This is a genomic window from Natrinema marinum (genome assembly GCF_024296685.1).
In the GTDB taxonomy this organism is placed as follows: Archaea; Halobacteriota; Halobacteria; order Halobacteriales; family Natrialbaceae; genus Natrinema; species Natrinema marinum.
In genome coordinates, this window is the sequence record NZ_CP100763.1 from 1943961 (window position 1) to 1960935 (window position 16975).

Below are 16975 nucleotides of genomic sequence, written 5' to 3' on the forward strand. Positions count from 1 at the left end.
GGTTAGTCCTCCGCGTCCCGCGCCCAGTCGCGCGATCGCTCGACGGCGTCCGACCAGCGGTCGTACCGTTGGTCGGCCTCGTCGGGGTCCATCTCGGGGTCGAACTCCGCGTCGACCTGCCAGTTGCTCCGCAACTCCTCGGGATCGTCCCAGTAGCCGACGGCGAGCCCAGCCGCGTAGGCCGAGCCCAGCGCGGTCGTCTCGTCGACGACCGGGCGGACGATCTCCGAGCCGATGATGTCCGACTGGAGCTGACAGAGGAAGTTGTTCTTGACCGCGCCGCCGTCGACTTTCAGTGATGTCATCTCGATCCCGGAGTCACCCTCCATCGCTTCCGCCACGTCGCGGGTCTGGTAGGCGATCGACTCGAGGGTCGCGCGGACGACGTGTTCCTTGCGGGTGCCCCGCGTCATCCCGACGATGGTCCCGCGGGCGCGCTGATCCCAGTGGGGCGCGCCCAGCCCGGTGAAGGCGGGGACGACGTAGACGCCGTCGGTCGTGTCGACGCTGCGGGCGAGTTCCGCCGTCTCGGCGGGGTCCTCGATCAGCGTCATGTCCTCGAGCCACTCGATGGCCGCGCCAGTGACGAAGATCGACCCCTCGAGGGCGTACTGGACCGGCTCGCCCGAGCGCTGGAAGCCGATCGTCGTCAACAGGCCGTGATCGGACGCGACGGCTTCCTCCCCGGTGTTCATCAGGAAGAAAGAACCGGTGCCGTAGGTGTTCTTCGCGTCGCCGGGGTCGAAACAGGTCTGGCCGAACAGCGCCGCCTGCTGGTCGCCTAACGCGCCCGCGACCGGAACCTCGGCCTCGAGAAAGCCGTCGGGATCGGTCGAACCGTACGTCTCGTCGTCGCTCGAGGGTCGCACCTCCGGCAGCATCGCCTCGGGGATCGAAAACTCCGCCAGCAGGTCGTCGTCCCACTCGAGGTCGTGGATGTTGTACAGCATCGTCCGCGAAGCGTTCGTGATCTCGGTGAGGTGCTCGCCCGTGAGGTTGTAGATCAGCCACGAGTCGATCGTCCCGAAGCGGATCTCGCCGCTCTCCGCGCGGTCGCGGATGTCCTGCGGGCGCGAGCGCTCGAGTTTGATCGGATCGGCGTTGTCGAGCAGCCACTCGGCTTTCGTCGCCGAGAAGTAGGCGTCGGCCTCGAGGCCGGTCTTCTCGCGGATGGGCTCGATCAGCTCGTCCTCCTCGAGTTGCTCGACGCGGTCGGTCGTTCGACGGTCCTGCCAGACGATGGCGTTGTGAACCGGCTTGCCGGTGTCGGCGTCCCATAGCAGCGTCGTCTCTCGCTGGTTGGTCACGCCGATGGCCTCGAGTTGGTCGGGCGCGATGCCCGCCTGCCCCAGTGCCTCTCTGATGACGTCTTTGGTGTTCTCCCAGATCTCCATCGGGTCGTGCTCGACCCAGCCGGGTTCGGGATAGATCTGTTCGTGTTTCTCGTAGGCGTTCGCGACGACCTGCCCCTCGTGATCGAACACGATGAAGCGGGTACCGGTCGTTCCCTGGTCTACCGCGCCGACGTATGTGGTTGCTGTCACTGGTAGTCACCTCGCCCATGCGACTTGTTTACTGGCGGTCGCACGATATCGGTAAACAATACTGACGATCATTATAAATGTTAGCCACCGTAGCACACACAGTAGCGAGAGCCGAACGGAAACCGGTCCATTAGCCTCCGAATACGGGTGCTGGCGTCTCATCTCCCTCTCGGATCGAGACGGTAAGTAATGAGTTACTACCGCTGACGGAGTGCCGATAAAATGAAGGGGCGAGTTCCCGTAGATCCGGTGACGAATGGCAACGGACACCGGGGTCCTCGTTCTCGGCGGCGGCTCGACCGGCTGTGGCATCGCCCGCGACCTGGCGCTGCGCGGGCTCTCCGTCACGCTCGTCGAACGAGGGAACCTCACGGACGGCACGACCGGGCGGATGCACGGCCTGCTCCACAGCGGCGGCCGGTACGCGGTCTCCGACCGGCCCAGCGCGCGCGAGTGCATCGAGGAAAACCGGATCCTCCGGGAGATTGCGGGCCACTGCGTCGAGGAGACCGGTGGCCTGTTCGTCCAGTGCCCCGAGGACTCGGACGACTACTTTCGGGAGAAACTCGAGGGCTGTCGCGACTGCGGCATTCCGGCCCGCGTCCTCTCGGGCCGGGAAGCCCGCGAGGTCGAGCCCTACCTCGCCGACGATATCGAACGGGCGATCGAAGTCCCCGACGGGGCGGTCGACCCGTTCCGGCTCTGCGTCGCGAACGCGATCGACGCCGAGGCCCACGGCGCGCGCGTCGAGACCCACGCCGAGGTGGTGGACCTCCTGCGCGACGGCGACGACATCTACGGGGTCGAGATCCGCCACGGCTCGGGCCCCGGCAAGCGCACCGACGCCGCGGCCGGCACGACCGAGGAGATCACCGCCGAGTACGTCGTCAACGCGACCGGCGCGTGGGCGGGCCAGATCGGCGCGATGGCCGACCTCGAGGTCGAGGTCCGGCCTTCGAAGGGCGTGATGACGATCATGAACGTCCGGCAGGTCGACACCGTGATCAACCGCTGTCGGCCGAAAGGCGACGCCGACATCGTCGTCCCTCACGAGACGACCGCGATTTTGGGCACGACTGACGAAGAAGTGTCCGATCCGGACGACTACCCCGAGGAGCAGTGGGAGGTCGATCAGATGATCGATACGCTCTCCGAACTCGTGCCGATCCTCACCGAGGCGCGCACGATCCGCTCGTTCTGGGGCGTGCGCCCGCTGTACGAACCGCCGGGAACCGGCACCGCGGACCCGACCGACATCACGCGCGATTTCTTCCTGCTCGATCACGCCGACCGCGACGGCGTCGACGGGATGGCGAGCATCGTCGGCGGCAAGTTCACCACCTACCGGGCGATGGCCGAGGAGATCGCAGACCACGTCTGCGAGAAACTCGGGGTGACCGCCTCCTGCGTGACGGCCGACGAACCCCTGCCCGGCAGCGAGCAGATCGAGACGCTCGAGGCGGGGATGGACGACTTCGGCCTCCGTTCGCCGATCGCGCGCCGGAGCAGACAGCGGCTGGGAAGCCGGGCGCGCGAGGTGCTCGCGACCGACGCGGCGAACCCGGTGCTCTGTGCCTGCGAGGGCGTCACGCGGGCCGAAGTTCGAGACGCGATCTCGCAGTCGGGCGCGGACCTGAACGCGGTCAGGATCCGAACGCGCGCCTCGATGGGGAACTGTCAGGGCGGCTTCTGCTGTCAGCCGATGGCCAACGAGCTCCACCCCGCACACGACGAAGAGACGGTCCGCGAAGCGCTCGACGAGCTCTTTCAGGAACGCTGGAAGGGACAGCGCCACGCGCTGTGGGGCGAACAGCTCTCGCAAGCCATGCTCACCTACGCCCTCCACGCGACGACGATGAACCGCGACCGCGACCCCGCGAGCGAGTCGGGCGAGGTCGAGTTCGCGGCGTTCGACGACGGCGGGATGGCAACGAACCAGGTCAGCGGCTCGAGGGGGGACCGCTGAATGGCCATCGAGGACGACGTGCTCGTCGTCGGCGGCGGACTCGCCGGCGCGACCGCCGCGCTGGCCGCGGCCCGAGGAGACGTTCGGGTCCGGCTCATCTCGCACAGACAGAGCACGCTCCGCCACGCCAGCGGGCTGATCGACGTGCTGGGGTACGCGCCGACCGGCGAGGGCCCGCTCGCCGACCCGTTTTCGGCCATCCCGGACCTCCCCGACGGCCACCCCTACGAGCGCGTCGGCCTCGAGGCGGTCCGCGAGGCCCTCGAGCTGTTCGACGCCGTCGCGGGCGACGCATACGACGGGGCGCACACGGACGCGAACGCGCTCGTCCCGACCCACGGCGGCACCGTCAAGCCGACCGCGCGGTATCCGACCGCGACCGCGCCCGGCCTCGCGAGCGCCGACGGCGACGCGCTGCTCGTCGGTTTCGAGACGTTGCCGGACTTCGACGCCCCGCTGGCAGCCGCCCACCTCGAGGCGGCGGGCGTCCCCTTCGACGCCCGGGGCGTCACAGTCCGGTTCCCCGGGATCGGCCGGGACGACGCGAAAATCACTCGGTACGCCCACCTCCTCGACCGCGACGAAGTCGTGGAGACCGCGGCGGGCGAGACCGGCGCGCGCGCCGCGCTGGCCGAGACCGTCCGTCCCCACCTCGGGGACGAGCCCCGCGTCGGTTTCCCGGCGATCCTCGGCGACGAACGGGCCGCCGACGTGCGTCGCGACCTCGCGGACCGGCTCGGCGTCGACGTCTTCGAGGTGCCGATGGGACCGCCGAGCCTGCCCGGAATGCGCCTCGAGGACCTGCTCTACGACGCGGTCGCGGACGCGGGGGTCCGCGTGACGACGGGCGTGCCGGTGGTCGACTACGAGACCGACGCTGCCGAGACGGGAGCCGCCGGTCCCGAGCGGATCGAGCGCGTGATCGTCGACCGCAACGGGAGCGCGATTCCCCACCGCGCCGAACAGTACGTCCTCGCGACGGGCGGGCTGGTCGGGAAGGGCGTACAATCCGACCGCGAGCGGGTCCACGAGCCGATCTTCGACTGTCACGTTCCCCACCCCGCGGACCGCTACGACTGGTTCGTCGACGATGTCTTCGGCGATCAGCCCTACGCGCGGTTCGGGGTTCCCGTCGACCGCGCTCTCCGACCGCTCGACGCGGACGACGCTCCGGAATTTGCGAACCTCCACGCGGCGGGTGCAGTACTCGGCGGGTACGACTTCGCGGCCGAGAAGTCCGGGGGCGGCGTCTCGCTCGCGACCGGTTACGTCGCGGGCCGACGCGCCGCGGAGGAATGTCAGTGAGCGCTCTCGCGGGCGCCAACGGCGACCTCGAACGCCGACGAACGACTAGCTCGACCGACAGCGACCGATCCAGACAGGTGATTCGATGAGCGACGCGGACCGACCGACCGACGACGTATCGATCGACGACGACGACCAAGACGACGCGTTCGAACCGATTCAGGTCTTTCCTGAGGGCGGGGAGACGGACCTCCGACCGGGCGCGGACGACTGCTACAAGTGCTCGACCTGCGACACCAACTGTCCCGTCGCCGAGGTCGACGACGAGTTCCCCGGACCGAAGTTCCAGGGCCCCGAACAGTGGCGGCTCAAGCGCCAGGAGGACCACGACATCGACGAGTCGGTGATGAAGTGCTCGAATTGCATGCGCTGTGATAGCGCCTGTCCCTCGAGCGTGCCGCTCTCGCAGATGCACAACACGGCTCGCGGGGAGTACGTCGAGGAGCGGATGGACAAACTCTCGCGGGAGTACGTCCGGAACCGGATCCTCGCGAACTACCGGCGGCTCGCGCCGCTGGCCGCCGCGTTCCCGCGGACGACGAACGTCGTGATGGGGCTGTCGGCGACGCAGTGGCTCGGCGAGAAAGTGCTGGGGATCACGAGCCAGCGGGAGTTTCCCGAGTTCGCGACCGAGACCTTCCGAGAGTGGTGGGCGAAGCGAGGTGGCAACGCCACCTCGAAAAAGCGAGCGCGGGAGGCGCGAGTCGCGAGTGATGCGACGCATCCCTCGGACCATGCGAGCGGGACATCGTCCCGCGAGCAGACAGAACGAGGCGGTGCGAAGGTCGAGAATCCGGACAAGCGCGTCGCCTACTTCCACGGCTGCTACTCGAACTACAACACCCCCGAGGTCGCGAAGGCGCTCGTGCGGGTCTACGAGCACTTCGGTTACGAGATTCTGGTCCCGGACCAGCACTGCTCGGGGACGCCGATGTTCGCCAACGGGATGCTCGCGGACGCGCGTCGGTCGGCCGAGACGAACGTCCGCGAACTCGGCGCGGCTCTCGAAGAGGGCGCGGACATCGTCGCCTCCTGCAGTTCGTGTTCGATGTCGCTCCGCCAGGAGTACCCCGAGCTGTTCGACATCGCGGGGATCGAGGACGTCGCGGCGAACACCTGGGACGCCGTCGAGTACCTCCGGGTTCACGAGGATCTAGAGCGCGCACTCGAGGGCACGTCGGTCGGCGACGAGTTCGACGACTTCGCCTACCACGCGCCATGTCACGCCCGCAATCAGGGCCTCGACGGTCAGACGGTCGAACTGCTCGAGCGCATCGACGGCGTCGAGGCACACGATGTCGGCGACTCCTGTTCGGGCATCTCCGGCACCTACGGCTGGAAGGCGGAGAACTACGAAACCTCCATGAAGATCGGGTCTGAGATGTTCGAGCATATGAACGACGCGGACGCAGCGCAGGGGCTCACCGAGTGTCCCACCTGTTCGATGCAGATGGAACACGGGACTGGCTACGAGATTACCCACACCCTCGAGGTGCTCGCGGCGGCGCTCGTCGGGCCCGACGCGGAGGCTCGAGCGCAGTAATGGACCTCCGGGAGCGCATCGCGCGGCGGCGGTCCGGACGACAACACGGGCGGGTCATCGTCGACCGCGACCAGCTCAGCCCGGTCGTCCACCCCGCCGAACCGGTCGGTCGCGGTCCCGTCCTCGAGCAACTGCTCGACGCGCTCGAACCGGTCTTCGACGGCGCGTTGCCGCCACCGGTCGCGGTCGTCGGCCCGCCCGGCTCCGGCACGTCGGCCGTCGTGACCGCGTCGTTCGCTGCGTTGAACGAGCAACTGGGCGGCTCGAGCCGAGCGATCGCCACGACGACCCGCGGGGGGCGGTCCGAGCCGGTGACGTGGTTCGTCACCGTCGACGGCCGCCGCGTCGAGAGCGCGTTCGCCTTCTATCGGGCCGTCCTCGCGGGGCTGTCGACCGAGCAGGTCCCGAACGGCGGCGTCGGGACCGACGAGCTGCGCGACCGGCTGCGCGATCGGCTCGCGCGCGCCGACCGACGCGCGGTCGTCGCGATCGACCACCACGACGAACCCGGCACGCTCGGTGCCGATCGCGTCCGCGAACTCCTGTCTCCTGTCGCGGACAGTGTCGCCACCGTCGCGGTCGGCCACCGGGAACCCGACGGGCACCACGGCCCGACCGTCACTGTGCCGTCCTATCGCGACCACGAACTCGTCGACGTGCTCACCGAGCGGGCCTCGAGCGGCCTCGCGGCGGGCGCGCTCGCCCACGACGCCGTCCGCGAACTCGCCGGGTGGGCGGACGGCAACGCCCACGACGCGCTCGCGGCCCTGTTCGGCGCCGCGGTCCTCGCGACCGACGACGACGCCGATCGGCTCGAGCGCCGGCACCTCGAGGCGGCGTGGGCCGCCGTGCCCGACGACGGCGTCCACGTCGGCCGGCCGCTCGCGCTCTCGGCGACCCGCCAGCGGGCGCTGCTCGCGCTCGTCGACCTCGACGCGACGGAGCGACCGATCAGCGAGACGGCGACCGCGATCGCCGACCGCTCGTCGCTGACCGCCGGGACCGTCGAGCGGTTCCTCTACGAACTGGCCGACGACGGCGTCATCGAACGGGTGCCCCTGCAGACCGTCGACACCGGTGGCGGCGGCGGTCGCCAACCCAGCACGGTCGAACCGCGATTTCCGACGCTCGTATTCCGGGCGCTCTCGACGGCGCTCGACGACAAGCGCTCGGGCTGAGCGGCCGAGACGATCGGTTTCGATCTCGAGGTGATCGGGACGGCGTTCGGCCTGCTCGGCGTCTCGTCAGCGCTCGTCGCTCTTTCTCGAGTCGGAACGCGCCACGAGAGCGACAAAACTGTGCGAGCGGTCGACCCGCTCGGTCGCGTCCTCGACCGCGGCTGGCCGAGCCGTTCGATATCGGTACTCGCGTCCGGACCGGACGCACCGGTCTCCGGCGAGATCAGACGCCGAAGTCGTCGACGACCTCGTCGACGCAGCCGACGTCCGGCCGCGGGTAGTCGCAGTGGCCGTCGACGGAGAAGGTCACGCTGTTGTCCTCGAAGTTCGACGGCGGCGAGTCGAACCAACCGCAGTCCGGTGCTTTGCAGCCGAGACCGTCGTTGCCCGATCCGAGGATCACCGAGGAGTAGAGGTCACAGACGACCTCGTCGTCCCACGATCGGTAGTTGTAAACTGCCTCCGCGGAGGCCTCGATTCCCGGCGCGTACTGCCCGTCGTCTTTGCAGACGCTGTCCTTCGGGACGGCCGGACCGAGCAGGGCGACGTCGTCGATCACGACGTCGCCGTCGAGTTCGTTCAGCAGCGTCCCGGTCACGTGGCCGCCCAGCGAGTGGGCGACGACCCTGTACGACGAGACGTCGTTCTCGGCGGCGTATCCGCCGAGCCAGTCCGCGAGCCGTCGGCCCGCCGTTTTCGCCTTGTCGACGGACGACTCCCAGTCGAGGGAGTCGCCGCCGGTGTTGTAGAGGACGGCGATCTGCGTCGGGTCCCAGCCGTTCTGCCGGGCCGCCTGTTCGAACGTGTAGGCCTGGTCCTTCCAGCCGTCGTCGCTGTCGCCGCCGAGCCCGTGGACGAAGATCGTCAGGTCCCGCGGATCGTCCGGCCAATCGCCCAACCGAGTCGGGGTCGAGCCGCGCAGGTCGAGCACCGGATAGCCGTCCGGTGCGGCCTGCCAGGTTCCGTCGGCCGTACACTCGAGCGCTTCGTAGAGCGCTTCGACCGTCGCCGACGCCGATCCGGAAGCCGCCGCGAGACCGGCGGTCCCCACCGCGAGACCGGCGGTCGACCGGAGGATCTTCCGGCGGTCGATCGTCGATTCTGAATCCCCACACCGCATGCGGTCTGAGCTGTCGGAATCCCTCATCCGTGCTACGGTATACCGAGCCACGGCAATGAGCTGTGTTACTCTCATCTGAGTGTCTTTATAACGCAATCTGAGGACTAACGCTAAAGAGAGTTCCTCGTGAGTCTAGTTGTCGGCCCATCCGGAGTCGACGATCGGGTCGTTCGAGGCTATCGATAGCGTCGGGAACGGAGCACGAACCTCCGTTTCTCGAGTGCAACGAGTACGAGACGAAAATTCGATCGAGCGTGCCGATTCTCGAGGGGACCGCCTTCCTCGGGATGGCCGATACGACCCTTTTTGATCGTGCGGCCGAATAGGTGGGGTAGCAACGGGGCGAGCAATGACGATTTCCTTTACCGAGACGACCGCGCCGACAGGACTCGAGGTGGCCGACTCGATCGAGCAGCGCCGCCTCCAGATCGAGACGGCGGGGGCCGTCTCGCCGGCTGAGATCGACACGGACGGGTTCTGCTTCCCGGTCGATACGACGGTCGCGATCGAGACAGACGGCCTCGTCTTCGACCAGCTCTACTCGGTCACCGTCCACGACCGCAGCGGGCAGACGGAAGCGAGCTTCGACGCGGGCGAGACGGTCGAGCTCGACGACCGGACCCAGTTCATCGGTCTGAGCGGCCCGATCAAGCTCTACTGCCGGATCGGCGTGCCGGGCACGATCGACATCGGCCTCACCTCGATCCGGATCGCGCTCGAGCGACCGACGACGATCGAGCTCGGCGGCCGGTCGCTCCACGAGCGACCCGCCGCCACGATCACGACCGGGCCGGACATCGCCTCCATGGCGAAGGTGATCTCCGCGCTCCCGTCGGCGCTGCAGACGACCTCGGCCGAACGGACGTGGCCGACATTGCGCGGTCATCCGCCGCTGATCGAACTCAGCGACGCCCTCGAGATTCCCGACGCGATCGACGAGCCGGCCGGTGACGTGACGCTCACCGTCCCGCCCGACCGGCTGTCGCTCTACCGGGCCGCGCCGCTCGCGTTCTTCCTCGGCGCGACCGTACGGACCGGCGACGAGCCCGCCCTCGAGACGGACCGTTTCGAACGGCCGTTGCCCGCAGACGATGGGTTCGAGGACGCCGTCGCGCGACTGCTCGAGCGGTTCTTCTTCCTCGACTGTCTGACCCGGACCGAGGGCATCTTTCGGTACGAACTCCACGAGCGACGGGAACTCGAAGCCGAGCTGCCCTACGACCTCGCGACGCTGTACGAGGCCGACCTGCCGGCCCGCCTCGAGCGGTACCTCGAGGTCCCTTACGAGACGATCGAGCCACACATCCCGCGCTGGCCGCTGACCGCACACGTCCCGGCCGACCCGGAGACCGTCGAGTTGCTGCCGTTCATCGTCAACGAGCTCGGCATCGTCCGCGATACGCGCGGCAGTCCGCCGGACGCGGTCCCGGGCACCGCGACCGAGGAGCTCTCGGGGCTCGTCCGCTCGACGAGCGGGGCTCGCAGCCCGCCACAGCCGTCGTCGGCGACACAATCGTCGTTCGTCGTTCCCGCGATCACCGACGAATCCGTCGAGCACGCCTGGTTCGGCGACGGCATCCCACAGCAGGCCTCGAAGGCGACGCTCGAGGCCTACCGAAACCAGCTGGCCCGCGACGCGCGAAACGAGTCGATCGAGATCCTGCTCGTCTGCAACGACGTCCGCATGATCGACGAGCACGACCTCCTGGACGAGACCTACGGCAACCGCGAGATGCTCCCCTTCGAGATCCGCTCGGAGTTCGGCGTCAGCACGGATCGCCTCGCGAGCCTGCTGGCCGACGGCGGCTACGACTTCGTCCACTACATCGGCCACGCGACCCCGGACGGGCTCCAGTGTCCCGACGGCGACCTCGACGTCCGCACCCTCGAGTCGGTCGACGTGGGCGTCTTCTTCTTGAACGCCTGTCGCTCCTACGAACAGGGGCTCGCGCTCACCCGCCGCGGCGCGTTCGGCGGCGTCAGCACGGACGCCGACGTCGTCAACGACGACGCCGTCGACGCCGGCGAGACGATGGCGCGACTGCTCAACCGCGGCTTCCCGCTGCGCGGCGCGCTCGAGATCGCCCGGCGGAACGCGGGACTGGGCGACCAGTACCTCATCGTCGGCGACGGCTCGGCCGACATCGCCCAGTCCGACGGCGGCGCGCCCGCGATCATCGAACTCGACCGGGACGGCGACGGCGGCTTCGAGTTCGCCATGCGATCGTACTCGACGAAGGAGTTCCAGCTCGGGACCGCGACGGCCTCGACGCTCGAGACGGTCGAAGACAGACACCTCACGCCCGGTTATACGCCGTTCGCCGAGGTCGACCGCGACTCGCTCCAGGAGTACCTCACCTGGACCGAACTGCCGGTGCTGGTCGACGACCGACTGCGCTGGAACGACGGGATCGGTCCGATCGACATCGACTGACGACGTCCGGACAGCGCGCTGGCTGATCGGTGACTATTATTCGTAGGTGGCGGCGAAGAAGACGAACGGGCGCGTGCAACTGGTTCTTCGAATCGACGTTAGGGTCCGACCTGCGACGTGGTGCCCGCGGCCACCGAGCCGGCCTGGCTGAGTAGGACGAACAGGGTGAACAGGGCGCCGATCATTCGGGGGTGCTGTGCGAGGTAATCCTTCATGCTGTCTTTCGCGTCCATAGCAATCCAATGGTTGTCGCCGTTGGTAATAAAATTATCGTATACTTACATATACGAATAAATATGAATGAACGAGCGTCGGGGTTGGGGCCGTAATCGCGGTGGCGCCGGCTCCAATCAGTCCGCCCGAACCGGCCGCGTCACGAGCACTGACCGCCGTTCGCCGAACGGACGTGTCGGTGGCTGGTAGGTGCTTCCCTCGGATTCACAGCCTGCGACACGCCGTGACAGCTATATCAGTGTGAGTGACAGTCCCCGCTTCCTGCTGTCGGACTCACTGTCGCCCCCCTGCGCGGCTCGGCGTGGTTCGGGGTCGAGCGGCTCGAATCTGAGCCGATACGTGAGCGATGAGCGCAGGACTCCCCCTGTCACTCCCGTGGCGCGGTCACTACCGACAGGCGTGGGAACTACTAGCACGGTCGCGGATCACACCGACGCACACGCGGTCGTCTTCTGGCGGTTTCCTCCGGAACTCGCGACCTCGAGTTCGTCGTCCGTCCCGATGGGCCTCTCCACTCGTCTATCGCATGCAGCGACGACGGCGGCGAGATCGAAGCGTCAGCGATCCGCTTTGCCATCGGCGGTGGCCCGCGGGAGGTCGTATCCCAGCTGTCCGCGGGTCGCGGCGATGAGCAAGACGGCAACGATCCATACCGCGACGTCGACCGCGATCAGTACCGTCGTGAAGCTCTCGCCGGTGATCGCCTCGATCGGGAGCGGGACGAGCGTGCTGTTGGCCGTATTGATGCCCGCGTGGAGAAGCAGAGCGAGCAGGACGCTCTCCGTCTCGTTGTATATCCACGTCAGGAGGAACGCGAAGCCCACAATGTTGACGACTCGAAGAACGATACCGGGAGTTTCCTCGACGAGCCACGCGAAGCTGTATACGGCGTTCGGGTCCGCGACCAGCTGAGGGAGGTGCCAGAACGCCCAAACCACTCCCAGAACGAGCGTGGCCGGGACCGGCGCGTACCGTTTCTCGAGTCTCGGGAGGGCGAATCCTCGCCACCCGGGTTCCTCGTTCCCGCCGCCGATCAGCGCGACGAACACGTACGATCCGAGAACGAGCGAGAACCGTCCCGACAGCACCGCGGGATTCACGTCGGTTCCGAGGAGGACGATAGCCGCGCTCGCCAGGCCGACGACGAGCAGCGGGAGGAGGAACGCAGCGAGGTACCACCGCGGTGGGACGCGCCAGCGGACTATCTGTCGAGCCCACGCCCGGACGGACTCGCCGTCGAGCCAGGTTGTTACTGCACCGGCGAGCGCTGGGCCGAATCCCCCGACGACGAAACTGAGCGTCCGAACTGGCTCCCCCATCCCGATGACGACCGGCAGCCACCCTACCCAAGAGAAGGCATACGCCAAGACAAAGAACGTCGCAACAGGGCGATCGTCTACGATGCCCCGGATCCGCTGCTGGCTCACGGGTCAATCCTCCGATGGTCGCGTGGTAATCATATCGATATCGTGTATTTTCACAGCGGTAGGACGCGGAGCAGATACAGCTGCCAGGCGACCAGAAGCGCGAGGAGCGTCGCTCCCGTGTAGTGCACCCTGAGTGGCGTGTTCCAGTAGTCCCCACGCCAGACGAACCCGGTCGCGATGACGCAACCAGCCGTTCCCGCGAGTGCGACGTAGCGGAGTCCCTTCCCGGCCTGGAGGGCGAGCGACGGTGAGGCGACCTCCGCGTTGAGATTAATCCAGGCGAGTACGAAGATCACCAGGACGACGAGCCACAGGAGACTCACCGCACCGAGGAGCCCCCGGGTGAGTCGTTCGCGCCTCGTCGGAGCGTCTCGGTCGCGCACTCGCCGCCAGAGCGGTGCGCCGAACCACAGCGAGAGGACCGAGGCGAACGCCAGCACTCCGACAGCGAGGACGCTCTGCAGGACGGTCAGTGATTCGTACCACGGGACGCGCTCGTAGGTCGCCGGCCCGAACGCACCCCGGAACAGGTGGGTCGCTCGGCCGTCCTCGTCGAACCGGAAGACGAGGATCTCGTCGCCGCCGACCTCCTCGTAGACGCCGGGTCGGCGTTCGACCCACCTGCGCGTCCCCTCGCCGAGTCGCTCGGTCGTGAGGGAACCGTCGTCGGTCGCCTCGACCGTGTAGGTCCGGGTCATCACGCCGAGGATCCGTTGCCACGAGGACTCCGAGATTGTCAGCGATCGATAGTCACCGGCCAGCGCTTCGGCTCTGTCGGCAGCGCCCGCCGGTGGATCCACGAGCGGCGCGTCCGAACGCGGGTAGTACCGGTCGGTGAATTCCTCGAGGAGTTCGAATCGAGCGGCGTGACCGCCGGGCGCGTTGTATGCGACGAACAGGCCGACGTCTCGCTCCGGGAAGAGCGCGAGCAGGCTCTTGAAGCGGGGGGTGTCACCCCAATGGCCGACGATCTGCTCGCCGTTGCGATCCATCTCGATGAATCCGTAGGCCATCCCGTTGAGTTCGGGGACGGCGCGTGATTTCGTGAAGTGACGACGATGCATGTCCTCGACGGACTCCGCCTCGAGGACGCGTGCGGAGCCATATGCCCCCTCGTTCAGTTGGGCCAGCATGAACCGACCCATGTCCGTCCCCGTGGTCCGGAACGACCCGCCCTCAGGCGGCAGCGTCCAGACCAACGGCGGGTGCGCCCGGTAGTCCCCGTTCTGAGACGTGTACCCGATAGCTCGCCGCTGCTCGAGCCGATCCGGGAGGGGCTGGGCGTACGTGGTATCGTTCATCCCGAGCGGGGTGAAAATCCGCCCGTCGACGTACTCGACGAACGTCGTGTCGTACTGCTCGGCGAGAACGTGCCCGGCGAGTGCCGTTCCGTAGTTGGAGTAGGCGACGAACTCGCCCGGCGGCCGGACGCGGGCCGGCCGGTGCTCGGCGAGAATCTCTTCCATCGGACGGATCTCCGCGGGATCGTCGACGACCATCCCGTCGAGCGTGTCCTCGAACCCCGCCGAATGGGTGCCGAGGTGCTCGAGAGTGATCGGTTCGGAGTATGTATCCGGGACGGAAACCTCGGAGTCACGCAGGTAGTCGTTCACGTCGCGGTCGCGGTCCAGCCGGCCGTCTTCGACGCCCTGCATCACCGCCGTCCAGGTCACGAGCTTGCCGGTTGAACCGATGCTGAAGACGGTCTCGTTGGCGACGACTGGCCGACCGGACTCGAGGTCGGCGTAGCCGTAGCCCTTCGCGAGGACCACCTCATCGTCTTTGACGGCGACGACGGTCGCACCCGGGACGCGGTGGCGCTCCACGTGGTCGGCCATCGTCTCATCGAGCCAGCGCTCGAACTCATCCCGATCAGACAGGTCGGCCGATTCGGCCTGCCCGACAGAGTCGGCCGAGCGAGCCGTCGACGTGGTGGATGTCGCTACGGCGGGCGTGCTCGCGAGAACGACGACCAGCGCCACCACGACGGCGGTGTGGATCGAAGAGCGGTTCACGTGGCAGACCTCGGCGCGGTGGTGCTCGATCCGAATACCCGGTTCCCGGACGAGCGGGGAAACCGGTCCGCCGGTGAGGGCTCGTGCGGGGTCGGCACGCGTCCGACTATGGGGTCAGAGGTGTGGTTCATGCAGAGTGCTAGACGGACGGCTCCGCCCCCTCGCTCTCTGCGAGCAGGTAACCGCCGAAGGCGACCAACCAGAGCATCACGGGGTAGACGATCATCCGTTCGGTGCCGCCATGACCGATCGGCCCGAACGCCGCGGCGTTGCCGGCGTCGCCGAGGACCATCAGAACGACGAAGACGAGGCCCGAACCGCCCGCAATAACCGAGAGGAGCCGCATCGCGCTGCGGAGTCGAGCGGCCGTCCCGAGCGCCTGGACGTTGAAGAACAGGAACGCCAACAGCGCGAACAGGCCGTGGAGACCACCGGTGTCGAGCGGGAACAGCCCGGCACCGACCGCACCGAGACCGGCGAGCGTGTAGACGATCAGCAGCCAGCGCGCCCCGTGGGTGCGGTAGAACAGGTATCCGCCCGCGAGATTGAGCACGCCGACGAGCACGAGCGACGTGTTGAACAGGAGCGCCGTCTCGGGAAACGTTCCGAGGTCACTGATGGCCCCGCCGCGGAAATCGTACCCAGGGACCATCGCTGCCGCGAGCATGATGACCGTCATGAAACCGGCGGCGAGAACGAGGAACGACAGGCCGGCGAGTTGCAGACTCTCGAGCGTCACGCCCCGGATCGAGAAGGTCGGTCGGTCACGGGTTTCGAACTGTGTCGTGACACCCTCCTCGCCGTTTACGGCGAGGCTTCCCACGCATGGGGAATACCAGTCAGTCGTCGTCTTCAGAACCTTCGGTTCTGGCGGACTGCACGAGACCTTCGGTTCTGGCGGACTGCACGAGACCTTCGGTCTCGTGAATGCTGGCAGAGGGTTCAGACTCTTCGTAGGCCGTGAGCGTCATCTGCGCTGGTACGCTCTGCTCACGGTGAGTCGTGGCGGTGTCACAATCGCACCCATCCCGAGACGAGTCATCGCGTCCAGCCTTATCAAGCGGGACGCTCTCTCCCCACGGGTCAACCCGTCGTGCGATATTCGCAGAAGCGTTGATGTCGGCCTGAAACGTCGAAACGTGGCAGTCGCCGTTCGGGCACCGGAACTCGGCTTGGGAGTTCCGCCGACCGATGCGGTGGCACGAGTGGCACGTCTGCGAGGTGTACGCCGGATTCACGTACTTGACAGGGATGCCTGCTTCCGTCGCCTTGTCCTCGATACGCCTTTGCAGCCGGGCGAACGCCCACGAGTGAAGCCGACGGTTCATGTACTTCCCGTAGTCGAGACGCTCACGGATGTACGTCAAGTCCTCCATTACCAACACCGGATTATCGAACTGTTGGGCGTACTCAACGGCTTCCCGAGACGCCTTCTCCACGATGTCGGTGAGCGCGTTCTGGTAGTGCGAGAAGCGGTCTTCAATCCGCCACTCGGATGCGTCACGCTCTTGGAGTCGTTTCAGGGTCGTATGCATCTCTTTGCGGAGATGCTTCGCTCTGCTTCCGCTACACACGAACGGGTCAGTCGGAGAACCACCCTTGAGGGCACAGCCCGTGATGAGGGCGGTTTCTCCGATGTCTAAACCGATGTGTGTGGCGTCACAGTCTGTCTCTGGTTCTTCGACCGAGTACTCGACGGTGACGTGTAGTACCCAGTTTTTCCGGTGCTTCTGAAGCCGTATCTCACCCGCCTTCGCGTCCTCGGATACGAGGTCGTGCCAGAGGCCTTCTTGCTCGGGGTTGATGCGGAGCGGAATCCAGAAGTTCGTTCCCCGACCGGGGCGTGGAACCCACCACGTGAACTCGTAGTCGCGTTCCTCGGAGTGGTCGAACGTCGCAGCCTGATTCGTAAGCCGTATCGGGTGTTCGTCGTCCAACTGTTTGGCGTTGTACGTCTTCCACAGTTTCGGAACGTAGTTGCAGAGCGCGGCTTTGGCCTGATACGGCAGGTCGTAGGGAGTCACGATGTCGCTGACTGCCGACATGGTACTCGCCCCGGCATCGAACGCCTCTTGCAGACTGTCACGGTACGTTACAAGTAGGTCATTCAGTTTAGACTGCTTGTGCGCGGTGGGTGGGGCGAACGTCGCTTGAAGCGTCTTAGTTATCGTCGTCACTGATGTCTAATCCTTTCTCGATTAGTTCAGCG

12 protein-coding genes are annotated in these 16975 nt (G+C 67.0%); 5 read left to right on the top strand and 7 right to left on the bottom strand.

Translation table 11 applies throughout. The annotated features are described in order from the left end of the window. Positions 1-2 precede the first annotated feature (2 nt). Positions 3-1544 carry a glycerol kinase GlpK gene (gene glpK, locus NKH51_RS09635; protein ID WP_254761480.1) on the bottom strand — a complete coding sequence of 514 codons (1542 nt, stop codon included), beginning with the start codon at positions 1542-1544 and terminating at the stop codon, positions 3-5. A gap of 256 nt (positions 1545-1800) precedes the next feature. Here glpK and glpA point away from each other — a divergent pair, with 256 nt between their 5' ends. From glpA to NKH51_RS09655, 4 genes are all read left to right on the top strand, one after another. Next, positions 1801-3510, top strand: a complete 1710-nt coding sequence (gene glpA / locus NKH51_RS09640; protein ID WP_254761481.1) for an anaerobic glycerol-3-phosphate dehydrogenase subunit GlpA — start codon at positions 1801-1803, stop codon at positions 3508-3510. Beyond that, a complete protein-coding gene (glpB, locus tag NKH51_RS09645) occupies positions 3511-4815 on the top strand; it encodes a glycerol-3-phosphate dehydrogenase subunit GlpB (protein WP_254761482.1) in 1305 nt (434 codons plus the stop codon). Positions 4816-4900: 85 nt separating this feature from the next. Continuing rightward, positions 4901-6358, top strand: coding sequence for an anaerobic glycerol-3-phosphate dehydrogenase subunit C (locus tag NKH51_RS09650; RefSeq protein WP_254761483.1), 1458 nt, complete (start codon positions 4901-4903; stop codon positions 6356-6358). Beyond that, a complete protein-coding gene (locus NKH51_RS09655) occupies positions 6358-7536 on the top strand; it encodes an AAA family ATPase (RefSeq protein ID WP_254761484.1) in 1179 nt (392 codons plus the stop codon). Before NKH51_RS09650 ends, NKH51_RS09655 begins: the two co-directional genes overlap by 1 nt. Positions 7537-7759: 223 nt before the next feature. Here NKH51_RS09655 and NKH51_RS09660 read toward each other — a convergent pair whose 3' ends face one another. Beyond that, positions 7760-8656: an esterase/lipase family protein gene (locus NKH51_RS09660; RefSeq protein WP_254761485.1), complete on the bottom strand. Its 897-nt coding sequence runs from the start codon at positions 8654-8656 to the stop codon at positions 7760-7762. Between the two features lie 349 nt (positions 8657-9005). On the opposite strand from NKH51_RS09660, the gene NKH51_RS09665 reads away from it, so the two are divergent. Beyond that, positions 9006-11090: a hypothetical protein gene (locus NKH51_RS09665; protein WP_254761486.1), complete on the top strand. Its 2085-nt coding sequence runs from the start codon at positions 9006-9008 to the stop codon at positions 11088-11090. Between the two features lie 98 nt (positions 11091-11188). On the opposite strand, the gene NKH51_RS18820 is transcribed toward NKH51_RS09665, so the two are convergent. The 5 genes from NKH51_RS18820 to NKH51_RS09685 form a co-directional block, all read right to left on the bottom strand. Further along, positions 11189-11323, bottom strand: a complete 135-nt coding sequence (locus tag NKH51_RS18820; protein WP_256527456.1) for a DUF7503 family protein — start codon at positions 11321-11323, stop codon at positions 11189-11191. A gap of 558 nt (positions 11324-11881) precedes the next feature. Next, positions 11882-12643, bottom strand: coding sequence for a CPBP family intramembrane glutamic endopeptidase (locus tag NKH51_RS09670; RefSeq protein WP_254761487.1), 762 nt, complete (start codon positions 12641-12643; stop codon positions 11882-11884). Between the two features lie 158 nt (positions 12644-12801). Next, entirely contained in the window at positions 12802-14766 is a 1965-nt protein-coding gene (locus tag NKH51_RS09675) for a serine hydrolase domain-containing protein (protein ID WP_254761488.1), read from the bottom strand. Between the two features lie 139 nt (positions 14767-14905). After that, positions 14906-15445 carry a DUF998 domain-containing protein gene (locus tag NKH51_RS09680; protein ID WP_425606701.1) on the bottom strand — a complete coding sequence of 180 codons (540 nt, stop codon included), beginning with the start codon at positions 15443-15445 and terminating at the stop codon, positions 14906-14908. A 160-nt stretch (positions 15446-15605) separates the two neighbouring features. Then, complete coding sequence (locus tag NKH51_RS09685) at positions 15606-16943, bottom strand: RNA-guided endonuclease TnpB family protein (RefSeq protein ID WP_254761490.1); 1338 nt, start codon at positions 16941-16943, stop codon at positions 15606-15608. Positions 16944-16975 lie beyond the last annotated feature (32 nt).

Excerpts from the sequence above, each read along its gene's own strand:
- glpA (WP_254761481.1), top strand. The coding sequence starts at position 1,801 with ATGGCAACGGACACCGGGGTCCTCGTTCTCGGCGGCGGCTCGACCGGC.
- glpB (WP_254761482.1), top strand. The coding sequence starts at position 3,511 with ATGGCCATCGAGGACGACGTGCTCGTCGTCGGCGGCGGACTCGCCGGC.
- NKH51_RS09650 (WP_254761483.1), top strand. The coding sequence starts at position 4,901 with ATGAGCGACGCGGACCGACCGACCGACGACGTATCGATCGACGACGAC.
- NKH51_RS09655 (WP_254761484.1), top strand. The coding sequence starts at position 6,358 with ATGGACCTCCGGGAGCGCATCGCGCGGCGGCGGTCCGGACGACAACAC.
- NKH51_RS09660 (WP_254761485.1), bottom strand. The coding sequence starts at position 8,656 with ATGCGGTGTGGGGATTCAGAATCGACGATCGACCGCCGGAAGATCCTC.
- NKH51_RS09665 (WP_254761486.1), top strand. The coding sequence starts at position 9,006 with ATGACGATTTCCTTTACCGAGACGACCGCGCCGACAGGACTCGAGGTG.
- NKH51_RS18820 (WP_256527456.1), bottom strand. The coding sequence starts at position 11,323 with ATGGACGCGAAAGACAGCATGAAGGATTACCTCGCACAGCACCCCCGA.
- NKH51_RS09670 (WP_254761487.1), bottom strand. The coding sequence starts at position 12,643 with ATGGGGGAGCCAGTTCGGACGCTCAGTTTCGTCGTCGGGGGATTCGGC.
- NKH51_RS09680 (WP_425606701.1), bottom strand. The coding sequence starts at position 15,445 with ATGACGGTCATCATGCTCGCGGCAGCGATGGTCCCTGGGTACGATTTC.